The sequence below is a fragment of the Tenacibaculum profundi genome, from assembly GCF_052050075.1.
Classification (GTDB): domain Bacteria; phylum Bacteroidota; class Bacteroidia; order Flavobacteriales; family Flavobacteriaceae; genus Polaribacter.
Genome location: NZ_CP197225.1, coordinates 2,147,830 through 2,159,642, shown reverse-complemented (window position 1 = coordinate 2,159,642; position 11,813 = coordinate 2,147,830). Strand labels below are relative to the sequence as shown.

Here is an 11,813-nt window from a genome sequence, read left to right as displayed (position 1 = left end):
ATGATGAATAAAATATGTTATAAAATAGCTTTACTGTTATTATTTGTAAATTCTTTACTATTAAAAGCCCAGTCTTCTTTGGACTGGGAGGTAGAGAATGGCTATCAGTATGATATGTCTGTAGTTGCGTTTTTGAATTTAAACGGAAAAACACTCAATAGTGAAAACGATAGAGTCGGAGTCTTTGTAGGCGATGAGTGTAGAGGGGTAGCGAATCTTATTAAGGCTGGAGTTGAGGGTAAATATTATGCTTATTTACAAATTTTTTCAGATGAAGATAACAAAACCATGAGATTTAAAATTTATGATTCAACAAACGATAAAATTATTGATGTAAATAAAACTTTTAAATTTAAATCAGGAAGCATTCAAGGAGATTTAACACAGGCTTATAGTATTGCTGAGCCTGAGTTATTATCAGAAGCAGAAATTATAAGCTTTTCTTTACAAGATCTTAGATCGTTAAGTTATGATTATAATGCTAGCAATGGTACATTGACCATTGATGTTTTTGATACAAGTGATATAACAAGTTTAGCACCTATTTTCGAATTAACACCTTTGGCTGAAATTTTTTATAAAGGACAAAAAGTTGTTTCGGGAGTAACAGAAATAGACTTTACGAGACCTATAGAAGTTTTCCTTAGATCGCCGGATCAATCAAAAATGAAAAAAATACTAGTTACTATTAATAAAGTTAACATTGCGACGCCTCGTTTTTTTAGAAAGCACGTTGTTTGTGATTATAAAGGAGTCATAAAAGTTGTTTATGAGTTAGAGGGGGAGCAAGTAAGCCTAGAAAAAAATGGTGCTAATGTTAGAAATTCTGTTATTTCAAATAATGAAGTTATTTTTGATTCACTAGAGCCAGGGCTTTACCAAGTAAAAGTAAATAATGTAGTAAAGTCTGTAAGAATCGAATCAAAGTAATGTTTTACATAATTTTTTAAAAATGAAAAAAATAAAATATATACTTGTTCTCTTAATAATGATTTGCGCTTTTATAAGTTGTGGAGGTGATGATAAACAAGAGAATATATGTCAAGCTACTCAAGGTGATTTTGAGGAAGTATTATAAGAATATTTCGTAAAAATATATTAAAAATGAGTTTATAAAAAGAGGGGTAATCTCCCTCTTTTTATATTAAGCAATAGGTGGTTGTATTTTCTTTAATGATTGTTTTTTTATAAAATGTACTTATTCATAAAGAAAAATACAATGTTGTCTTATTTTTATCTAATACAACTATAATTATTAATTGCTTTGTAGCTAAATTGAAAAAAGAGCACCCTCAATCCATGTAAAATGGGACTTCAGGTGCCTTTTTGAAGGGAATCAAAGTTTTATAAAACAACAATTATTTTAGGTTGTCGTCTAGTTAGATGCTTTAAATTTTAAGAAGTCACATAAATTGGGTAAACTGTTAAAAAAAAGTTAATCGTTAATAGACAGGTAAACTATTAGAAGAAGTAATTTTCGTTTAAAAAGCTATCTAAATAAAAAAGAATGTTTTTTGAAATAGCAGTTATAGTTTCTGATAATCAATATTTAAAAACGAAAAAGGCAAATGATTTTCTATTCATAAAATAATGTTTTACTTTTTTTTTAAGATATAATTATAATGATTGAAATAGTTAAGAATATTAAAAAGCATTACAGAAAGGACACTTCACAATTAATTACTTCGTTATTAGTAGATTTGTAACCCTTAATAAAAATTCAACATTAATTAAATATGTATACAAAAAAGAATTTTGGTTTAGTATCTATTTTAAGATTTAGTGGAATACACTTAATATGGTTAACAGTATGGACTTCTTTTGTCGCAGTACTGTATAGATTTACACACTGGGATTGGTTAGTTATTCCATGGTTACCTTTATCGCTTATTGGTACAGCAGTAGCTTTTTACGTTGGTTTTAAGAACAATAGTTCTTATGATCGTCTCTGGGAGGCAAGAAAAATATGGGGAGCAATTGTTAATGATAGTAGAAGTTGGGGAGCTACCACAAGAGCTTTCATAAATAATCTTTCAGTAAATAGCCCTATTTCAAAACAAGAGTTATATGGTATTCATAAAAAATTAATTTACAGGCACATATCATGGTTGTATACCTTGCGTTGTCAATTGTTAACACCTACTCCTTGGGAACACATTAACCAAGGTTGGCATTTACGAAGAACTACAGAGAAGAGAATAAGAGAAGGAGGTGTAGGGCTTTTTATCGATGAGGTTACTAGTCAAGAATTAAACATGTGCTTGGAAAAAAAAGAAAAGGATAGGTTGTTAAAGCACACTAATACAGCAACTCAAATTATTGATCAGCAGTCTAAAGATTTAGCAGACATCAGGTCAAGAGATTTATTAGATAACTTTAGACATGTAGAATTACAAAAATTACTACATAATTTCTATACTTATCAGGGACAATGCGAGCGAATAAAAAAGTTTCCATTACCAAGGCAATATGGTAGTTATAGTTTCATATTTGTTGCTATATTTTTATTCTTATTACCATTTGGTATTGTCTCGGAATTTGATAAACTCGGAACATTTGGAATTTGGCTTTCTATTCCATTTAATATTTTAATTGGATGGGTTTATCTTATGATGGAGCTTATAGGAGATTATTCTGAAAATCCTTTTGAAGGACTACCTAACGATGTTCCAATGCTATCAATTTGTAGAACTATAGAAATTGATTTAAAGGAAATGCTAGAAGAAGAAACAATACCTCCACAAATAAAACCCAAAAAAGGTATTTTAATGTAAATATATTAAGCAAAGTAGCACTAAAGGAGTGCTATTTTGCTTTTATTCATTCAAATTTGGATAGGGTAGAAAGATTTTCTATGTAAACTAATTATTTCTTGGTCATATTACCCTTTTAAACGGTTAAACTTAAGTATTATCTGGTCTCTTAATTTAAGCAATACATAATGTTATTTCTATAGCCGTGAAAAATACTAGATATTAATTTTATAAAAAATAATGATACAGTAAATTGATTACATCAACTATATTGTAATCTATTGATGGAATTGCTACATTACTGTATTATGTTTAGTAAATTTTTTTGTGTTTTTATACTAGTAATTATAAATAGTTATGCTCAAAGTATATCTGAAGAGTTTCGTTCAAAAGAAATATTTGTTGTTAATGATACTATTCAAATCGATAGTATCAGTATTCAAAAAGAGGGTTTTAAAATTTTAGATTTAGGAAAGAAAAAAGAGGTTATTCCGAAAAGTGAATACAAAATTGATTTTATTGCTTCTCAACTTGTTATTAATAAGAAAAAGTATAAGGAAATTATTATTGAATATTATCGATATCCTGACTTTTTGACTAAAACATATGTTCCTTTTGATAAGGGACTAATTGTTGCAAATAGTAAATATACAGGAAAGTTGTACAGTGAGACAACCAATAAAAAAAATAATGATTTTGTGTTTTTTGATGGTTTACAAACATCGGGGTTTATCACCCGAGGAGTTACTACTGGAAGTAACCAAAATGCAGTTACTAATGCCACATTAGATTTAACAATATCAGGAAAGCTATCAGATAAAGTAGGAATTAGAGCAAATATTTTCGACACAAATTTTCCATTACAACAAGAGGGATATTCACAAAATATTACTGATTTCGATCGAATATTTATTGAACTGTATAGTAAGAGTTGGAATATAAAAGGAGGAGACTTAAATTTATCAAATAAAAATACTTATTTTTTGAATTTTGAAAAACAAGTTTCAGGCATTGAAATAGGGACCAAGTATAGTAAATATTTAAATGCTAAATTTTCAGGAGCCATCGTAAGAGGAAGATTTTCAGTATTTGATTTTATTGGTTCTGAAGGGAATCAAGGTCCTTATAAAATTTATGGGACTAATGATGAATCAGCTGTTATTATGGTTGAAGGAAGTGAACGTGTATTTGTAAATGGTGTTGTCATTGAAAAAGGAGAAAATAAAGACTATACCATAGATTATAATTTAGCAGAAATTAAGTTTAATACAACGTATCCAATAACGAATGATATGCGTATTCGGATTGAATTTCAGTATGCAGATAGAAACTATACACGATTTATTACTTATGGAAATACAGAATATAAAAATAACTCTTTTTCAGTAGCAGGTTTTTTTTACAACGAAAATGATGTTAAAAGCCAAACTGTTCAACAAAATTTAACAGATGCTCAAAAAGAAATATTGAAAAATGCTGGAAATAACCCCGATAAAATGGCTACTCAAAGTGCCTTTATTGACGAGTTTTCCATAAATAAGATTCAATATAAGAAAATTCTGAGAGGGACTAAAGAAATTTTTGAATATACTACTGATGATAACAGTGAAGTGTATACAGTAACTTTTACAAATGTTGGAGAAAACAAAGGAGATTATCGAGTAAATGAAATGATTGCTTTAGGAACAATCTATAAGTATGTTGGTGAAAATTTGGGAGATTTTAATCCTGTTGTTAAACTGAGCGCTCCAACAAAACTACAAATACTAGCATTGAATTCTACTTTTAAACCATCTGAGAAAATACAACTTTCTGCTGAGTTAGCCATTAGTGATAACGATCAGAATTTATTTTCAGTAATTGATAATCAGGAAAATAGAAGAATAGCCACTAGAGTTAAGTGGGAACAGCAAATAGTAAATAAGACTTGGAATATTTCTGGTAAATTAAATTACAAGTTTATTCAAGATAAATTTCAAACAGTACAACGTTTTCAAGCTGTTGAATTTAATAGAGACTGGAATTTAGAAAATAGAATTGGAAATCAATCCGAGTTAGGAGCAAGTGTAATATTTAACAATAAAAAAAACACAAAAATAGCGTATGATTTTCAATATCTTACTTTTTCAAATAATTTTTTAGGTTATAGACAAGGTATTGAGACTAACATAAAAAAACAAAAAATCAATTTTTGGCTAAATGCAAGTATGTTAAGTAATATAACTAGCTTAATAGAAGGTAATTTTTACAAGGTAAAATCAAAAATTAAAAGAAGCTTTAATAAATCTTGGGCAGGGTTAGCCGTGAATTTTGAATCAAATCTGCGGAAATTATCAGAAACTAATTATTTTGATAGTTTAAGTCATCGTTTCAACGAAGTCGAAGGAGTATACGGAATAGGAGATTCTGTTAAAGTATTCGCAAAAATAGGGTTCAATTACCGAACAAATGATAGTATAAAATCAAATGTTTTTAAACAAATAAATGAACGCAAGATGTTTTATTTAAAAACTAAACTTATTCAAAATAAAAGAACTAATTTATCAGTTTATACAAACTTTAGAATGACTGATAATAAGTTTGAAAAGAATGAAATAGCACTTAATTCTAGAGTGGTCTATAATCAGCATTTTTTTAAAAATTTTTTGAAGCTTGGAGCTCTTTATGAAACAACTTCTGGTAATCTTGCTAGACAAGATTTTGTTTATATAAAAACAGAACCAGGTCAGGGGTATTATATTTGGAATGACTATAATAAAGACGGAAAGCAACAAATTGATGAGTTTGAAGTAGCTCAGTTTCAGGACCAGGCAATTTATTTAAGAGTTGCGCTCCCTAATATACGCTTTATACCTACGCAGCGTTTAAATTATAAACAATCCATAACTTTAAACCCACAAAGATGGGAGGTTAAAAAAGGAATAAGAAAACTAATATCTCATTTTTTCAATAATGGTTATTTTTCTATTTATAATGAGCAAGAAAAAAAAGAGAAAGGTTTTTGGTGGAATCCATATAAAATTAATCCAAGTAATTTATTAAGTCTTTCCTACAGTATCAGAAACAATTTTTATTACAATAGAAATTTACAGAGATATAGCTGGGTTTATACTTATGGAAAGTCTAAAAATAAACAACAGTTTTCAGTTGGAAGTCAAGAAAATACTTCTTTAATTCATCAATTAAATTTTCAACACAAACTGACATCATTTTGTGCATTCGAAACACAAGGTGTATTTTCAGAAAGCCGTCTACAGACAGAGAATTTAGTTAATAGAAACTATCATATTAAAACAAAAGAAATTAGACCCAAACTAACATTGTTTTATAGTAAAGATCATAAGCTTTCTTTTTTCTATAATTTGAAGAAGAAAGAGAATTTTGATTATGGTACAGAAAAGTTGAGGCTACAAAAGCTGGGATTATCTTATTTTTTATTTTCGCGTAAGAATCAGTTAAAAATAGATGTAGCTGTTTTTTCGAATAAATTTTCTGGTAAAACAAACACGCCTGTTAGTTATCAAATGCTCGAAGGATTACAAGTTGGAAATAATTATACTTGGAGTTTATTTTGGAATCAAAAGTTAACATCAATGTTAAATTTATCACTGAACTATTTTGGTAGAAAAAGTCAAGAGACAAACACAATACATTCGGGAGCAGTGCAATTGAAAGCTATTTTTTAAGTATTTTTGTGGTATAATAATTGCTTAATTACAAATAAATAAAGTTAAACAAAACGAAACATAAAATTCAAAAACTAATAAATGAAAAAAATAATTGTAGCTTTTTTGTTGTTTGCAGGATCATTTGTAAATGCTCAGCAAGAAATAAAGGTAGATTTAGCAGATGCAATCATATTCAAAACATTAGAGCTTTCTTATGAACACTATATTAGTGATCAATCGTCTGTTGGAATTTCTGCGCTTTTCAATTTTGAAAAGCAAAACGCAGATTTTAGATATAATGAAAATGAGGTGTTTACTCCTTATTTTCGTCATTACTTTACGAGTAGTAGAAATTGGAATCACTTTGGAGAGGTATTTTTAGCAATCAACTCAGGTAAAAAAGAGTTGAATAATGGCTTTCTTAGAGAGTATACTGATGGCGCTTTAGGAATTGCTGTAGGATCAAAATATATCTCTAACGGAGGTTTTATTGTTGGAGCCTATGCAGGATTAGGTAGGAATTTATTTACTTCTGAATCCTATGCAGTTGTACCAAGGGTTGGAATTAACGTAGGATATCGATTTAATTAGAAAATTGTTAATCTGAAAAATATTTAATTATTAAAATTAATAAATGTTTTTATCAGTGCTACAAAATCATGCTAATTTTTTAAGCATTGTATCATAAAAACGTCTCCCTATTAAGTGAGACGTTTTTTATGCTGTAGGTATTCATAAATACTGACTAAAGCGAGTGAGATAAAAGCAGGAAGAACCCAACCCAAATGATTGTTTGCAAAAGGAATAATATTAGTTATCGAGGTAAGTATATTTTTATTAAAAAACTGTAAAAAGTCAGGTAGGCTAAAAATAAAAGTTATTATCGTTACAATTTTAAAGTTCATTGAGCTTATATTTTTTGTAGGCAGTACATTTAAAATAATTAACATAATTGTTATTGGATAAATTAAACGTAATGTAGGTGTTGCAAAAACAATAATTTTTTGAACATCAAGCTGGCCCATGACTACACCCAAAATAGATCCAATTAGAGCTGTTATAAAATAAGCTTTGGAAGAATTTTTAAATAAACTTTTGAAATAGTCAGCAGTACCTGTAATAATTCCTACAGCGGTAGTAAAACAAGCCAAAGCAACTAAGATTCCTAGAAGGGAGGTTCCTATATTACCTAAAGTTTGCATACTCAATGAAGATAGTATTTCTGATCTCGTGGCTTCTTCTTTAAAGGTACTGTTAAATAAGGCACCATTAAAAATAAGCCCAGCATAAATTATCAATAAACCTACACCAGCAATAAACCCAGCTTTAATTATAATTAATTGTTTTGATTTGAAAGAGGCTTTCTTTTTAAAGTTGATTGAAATAACTAAAACTCCACCAACAATAATAGCTCCAATAGCATCAAATGTTTGATAACCTTCTAATATACCGTTAACGAAAGGAGTTGCTAGTTTGCTATCTAACATATATTCTGGAGGGTTTAATATTCCAATGAAAATAATAGTTAATAAAATAAGAATGATTAAAGGAGTTAAAAATTTACCTAAAAGCTCTAATACTTTTGATCTGTTTAGCGCAAAAATAAAGACTAATGAAAAGTAAGTTAAGCTAGTAATAATTGAGTCAATTTCGAAGTAAGGAGCAACGGCCATCTCATGAGTTACAGAAGCTGTTCTGGGTGCAGGTAGAACAACAGCTATGAGATAAACGATAACACAATAAAAGTAGCTAAAAATAGGAGAAACTTTTTTTCCAAAATCATACATGCTTCCTTGGAGTTTTGCATGAGCAAGAATACCTAAAAAAGGAATAATTATTGCAGTTAGAAAAAATCCGATAGTAACTAAAAACCATGTGTCTCCGGCATTTTTTCCCAATGAAGGAGGGAGTATGAGATTTCCGGCTCCGAAAAACATTGAAAATAAAGCGAATCCAATTATAAATGTTTCTTTAATTTTGTTCATAATTTAACAAATTTATTTTTGCCGAAAATAGGTTAAAATGATTGCAAAATATAAGGAGACACACGTTTTTTATACTGATAAAGGAAAGGGTCAGGTCATTGTTCTGTTACATGGGTTTTTAGAAAACCAAACTATGTGGAATAAGATTTCAGAAGAGTTGTCAAAGAGAAATAGAGTTATTGCTGTAGATCTATTAGGGCACGGTAAAACAGGAAATATAGGCTATATTCATTTGATGGAAGAAATGGCTCAGGCAGTACAATCAGTTTTGAAGAAAAACAAAATTAGAAGGTCGTATTTTATAGGGCATTCAATGGGAGGTTATGTAGCATTAGCGTTTGTAAATTTATACCCTAAGAATGTTAAAGGTATTTGTTTACTGAATTCTACTTCGCAAGCCGATTCAATTGAAAGAAAGAATATACGTAAAGGAGCAAATGAGGTAGCCAAAAAACAATTAGGTAAATTAATTAAACTGTCATTTTCTAACTTGTTTGCAAAAGATTCAAAAGAGGTTTTTTCGGAAGAAATTAAAGATGCTTTACAGCAAGCTCAGAATACATCATTAAGAGGTTATATTGCTGCAAGCTCAGGGATGATGTTGAGGAGAAATAATGAAGAAGCCTTAATTCAGGTTGAAAAAAGAGCAATCATTGCAGGGAAAAAAGATCCTGTTTTAAGTTATGGTAGTATTCTTAACGAAGCTGAAAGAACTCAAACCCTTCTCATTGAGTTTCCTAATGGGCATATGAGTCATATTGAGGACAGAGAACCTTTGATAAAATTTTTAAAAAAATTTGTTAAATAATTTTAACGAAGATATGATATTTTACAAGAAGCTTATTAATTTAGCCTACTTACGCAAAAAGAAACAATAATGAACATATATAATAAATCTATAGAAAATTCTATTCTAAATAAATTCTTAAGCGAAATTAGAGATATTTCCATTCAAAAAGATGCCATGCGTTTTCGAAGAAATATTGAACGAATAGGAGAGATTTTAGGATATGAGTTGAGTAAAAATTTAGAGTTTACAAAAATTACGACTACGACTCCATTAGGAGAAAAGGAAATTAATGTTCCCACTAATGATATTGTATTATGCTCAATTTTGAGAGCTGGTTTACCCTTACATCAGGGAGTTTTAAATTATTTTGATAATGCAGAGAATGCATTTATATCTGCTTATCGGAAGCATCAGTCAAACGATGGAGAATTTGATATCGTTGTAGAATATTTTGCTTCACCTTCTATCGAAGGAAAAACCCTAATTCTTATTGATCCGATGTTAGCAACGGGCAAATCCCTAGTAGCTGTACTAAAGGGAATTCTAAAGTATGGGACTCCTAAGAAAATTCATATTTTATCAGTAATAGGATCATCTGAGGGGGTTGCATATGTAGAGAAAAATTTCCCTGAAAATACCGATTTGTGGATTGCTGTAATTGATCAAAAATTAAACAATAAGGGATACATAATTCCTGGTTTAGGAGATGCCGGAGATTTAGCGTATGGTAAAAAGAAATAATTCAAGTTAAAATTTGGATAGCTGAAGCTGCTAGGAATAGTAAAATAAAAACATCGGCAAGCAATTTCTTTTTTATTAATTCAATACCATTAGCAAGTATAACAGAAATAGGAAAAAGTAAGTATAAAAATTCAATTCCTGTTCTTTCTGAATTTTGAATAAAGACTAACAAGGATAAAAAAAGATGTGTCAAAATAAGAATCCAATTTTGTCTAGACTTATCGAGAATGGCAAATGTTTGAGGTGATTTTATAAGTATGGAAATCAATGTAAATATTCCAATGATAACACTGGAAAACAAAAAATTACCCGAATTGTAAGGGCTAAAATCTAGAGAAATCTCCCATGAAAACAAACTAAAAAAATGTTCTGTTTGATTCAATACTAAATTATATGTATAAAATATAAATACTGGGGTTATAAAGCCAAGAATTGGAATAATCAGAGTACGATAGGTAAGTTGGTTGTATAAATAAATAGCAATATACAAGAGTAGTATAAATGTTAAAGTATGTGGCTCAATAATAAATAAGATCCCTGACCAAAGACCACCATCAAATAGTTTTTGATATACTTTTTTGGAAGATTGTAAGCTGTAGACTTTTCTAAAAAGAAATAGGCAGAGTAAATTGTTATAAAAAACAGAATTAATTTGGATGTATTTAATGAGAAACCCAATGAGAATAACATAAAATAAAAAAGCAAAGCTATTATCTTTTGCAAGCTCATTTTTTAAAAGAATAAAGTTATAAACAGAGAAAGTAATTATGAAAATAATAGCTTCTTTACTTGCATTTAATAACGAAATATCTTTCAAAAATAAACTGATACCAAAGTAAACTATGAATAGTAAAAAAAGTATCACAAAATTAACAGGTTTAGATTTACTGAAAAAATTGGCTAGCATTGATTGTTTTTATATTTTTGCAATTGTAAAGATAAGCAAGTTATGTTAGGATTAAATATTTTTAAATTAATTGAGGATGTATTTGGAATGTTGTTCACGCCATTTGAATGGATTCGTCTTACCTTAGCAAAAGGAGGCGCTGGATGGTGGGTTTCTAACGCTATAAACTGGTTTTTTTTAGGGATTCTTATTTTGTTATTGAGTTACTGGATGGGGCAAGCACTAAAATTTAAGCGTGAAGGAACCGAAGATAGAGCCTAATTCTTAAATCAATTGGGAAGTAAAAATAAGCTAAAACGTTTTAAAGAAAACGAAACATTTCAAAATGTTTTGCAACCAAGTAGAGAAGAGGTTGTTACTGGTTTTGAATTAAAAGGAAAATGGAATTCTTTCTTTAAAAATGACAATCCTATTGTTTTAGAGCTAGGGTGTGGTAAAGGAGAATATACAATTGCTCTTGCTAAGAAAAATCCAAGTAAAAATTATATAGGAATTGACATAAAAGGAGCTCGTTTCTGGAGAGGAGCTAAGACGGCTATAGAAGAGGAGATGAAAAATGTTGCTTTTATTAGAACACAAATAGAATTAATTGATTTTATTTTTGGGAAAAATGAAGTTTCAGAAATTTGGATTACTTTCCCAGACCCTCAAATCAAATATAAAAGGACTAAACACCGTCTTACAAATACTACCTTTTTAAAGAAATATCATCAAATTGTAACTGAAGAAGGAACGATCAATTTAAAAACAGATAGTGAGTTTATGCATGGCTATACTTTAGGATTATTACATGGAGAAGGCCATGAAATATTACATTCAAATCATGATGTTTATAAGAATCATTATTCCCCTGAAGAGGTTATAAACACTCAAACTTTTTATGAAAAACAATATCTAGATCAAGGAAAGCCTATAACTTATATTAAATTTAGAGTGAAATATTAGAAATATGCTTTTAAAGATATCTTT

General features: G+C 29.1%; 10 protein-coding genes. 8 read left to right on the top strand and 2 right to left on the bottom strand.

All coding sequences use genetic code 11. From position 1 onward, the window contains the following. The 4 genes from ACSIGE_RS08805 (at position 1) to ACSIGE_RS08790 (ending at position 7,012) form a co-directional block, all read left to right on the top strand. Entirely contained in the window at positions 1 to 930 is a 930-nt protein-coding gene (locus ACSIGE_RS08805) for a hypothetical protein (RefSeq protein ID WP_440879505.1), read from the top strand. Between the two features lie 806 nt (positions 931 to 1,736). Further along, a complete protein-coding gene (locus ACSIGE_RS08800; protein ID WP_440879504.1) occupies positions 1,737 to 2,774 on the top strand; it encodes a bestrophin family protein in 1,038 nt (345 codons plus the stop codon). A gap of 287 nt (positions 2,775 to 3,061) precedes the next feature. Then, positions 3,062 to 6,439: a hypothetical protein gene (locus ACSIGE_RS08795; RefSeq protein WP_440879503.1), complete on the top strand. Its 3,378-nt coding sequence runs from the start codon at positions 3,062 to 3,064 to the stop codon at positions 6,437 to 6,439. 81 nt (positions 6,440 to 6,520) lie between these two features. Then, positions 6,521 to 7,012 carry a hypothetical protein gene (locus tag ACSIGE_RS08790; RefSeq protein ID WP_440879502.1) on the top strand — a complete coding sequence of 164 codons (492 nt, stop codon included), beginning with the start codon at positions 6,521 to 6,523 and terminating at the stop codon, positions 7,010 to 7,012. 110 nt (positions 7,013 to 7,122) lie between these two features. On the opposite strand, the gene brnQ is transcribed toward ACSIGE_RS08790, so the two are convergent. Then, positions 7,123 to 8,406, bottom strand: a complete 1,284-nt coding sequence (gene brnQ / locus ACSIGE_RS08785) for a branched-chain amino acid transport system II carrier protein (RefSeq protein ID WP_440879501.1) — start codon at positions 8,404 to 8,406, stop codon at positions 7,123 to 7,125. A 37-nt stretch (positions 8,407 to 8,443) separates the two neighbouring features. Here brnQ and ACSIGE_RS08780 point away from each other — a divergent pair, with 37 nt between their 5' ends. Next, entirely contained in the window at positions 8,444 to 9,214 is a 771-nt protein-coding gene (locus ACSIGE_RS08780) for an alpha/beta fold hydrolase (RefSeq protein WP_440879500.1), read from the top strand. 69 nt (positions 9,215 to 9,283) lie between these two features. Next, positions 9,284 to 9,937, top strand: a complete 654-nt coding sequence (upp, locus tag ACSIGE_RS08775; RefSeq protein WP_440879499.1) for a uracil phosphoribosyltransferase — start codon at positions 9,284 to 9,286, stop codon at positions 9,935 to 9,937. A 1-nt stretch (position 9,938) separates the two neighbouring features. On the opposite strand, the gene ACSIGE_RS08770 is transcribed toward upp, so the two are convergent. Continuing rightward, a complete protein-coding gene (locus ACSIGE_RS08770; protein ID WP_440879498.1) occupies positions 9,939 to 10,754 on the bottom strand; it encodes a hypothetical protein in 816 nt (271 codons plus the stop codon). Between the two features lie 132 nt (positions 10,755 to 10,886). Between ACSIGE_RS08770 and ACSIGE_RS08765 the strand changes: the two genes are divergently transcribed. Together ACSIGE_RS08765 and trmB are read left to right on the top strand one after the other, a co-directional pair. Further along, complete coding sequence (locus tag ACSIGE_RS08765) at positions 10,887 to 11,105, top strand: DUF6341 family protein (protein ID WP_440879497.1); 219 nt, start codon at positions 10,887 to 10,889, stop codon at positions 11,103 to 11,105. Positions 11,106 to 11,117: 12 nt separating this feature from the next. Beyond that, positions 11,118 to 11,789 (top strand): tRNA (guanosine(46)-N7)-methyltransferase TrmB, encoded by a 672-nt coding sequence (trmB, locus tag ACSIGE_RS08760; RefSeq protein WP_440879496.1) that lies wholly within the window; start codon positions 11,118 to 11,120, stop codon positions 11,787 to 11,789. Positions 11,790 to 11,813 lie beyond the last annotated feature (24 nt).

Coding starts and splice junctions, on each gene's coding strand:
- ACSIGE_RS08805 (WP_440879505.1), top strand. CDS start 1: ATGATGAATAAAATATGTTATAAAATAGCTTTACTGTTATTATTTGTA.
- ACSIGE_RS08800 (WP_440879504.1), top strand. CDS start 1,737: ATGTATACAAAAAAGAATTTTGGTTTAGTATCTATTTTAAGATTTAGT.
- ACSIGE_RS08795 (WP_440879503.1), top strand. CDS start 3,062: ATGTTTAGTAAATTTTTTTGTGTTTTTATACTAGTAATTATAAATAGT.
- ACSIGE_RS08790 (WP_440879502.1), top strand. CDS start 6,521: ATGAAAAAAATAATTGTAGCTTTTTTGTTGTTTGCAGGATCATTTGTA.
- brnQ (WP_440879501.1), bottom strand. CDS start 8,406: ATGAACAAAATTAAAGAAACATTTATAATTGGATTCGCTTTATTTTCA.
- ACSIGE_RS08780 (WP_440879500.1), top strand. CDS start 8,444: ATGATTGCAAAATATAAGGAGACACACGTTTTTTATACTGATAAAGGA.
- upp (WP_440879499.1), top strand. CDS start 9,284: ATGAACATATATAATAAATCTATAGAAAATTCTATTCTAAATAAATTC.
- ACSIGE_RS08765 (WP_440879497.1), top strand. CDS start 10,887: ATGTTAGGATTAAATATTTTTAAATTAATTGAGGATGTATTTGGAATG.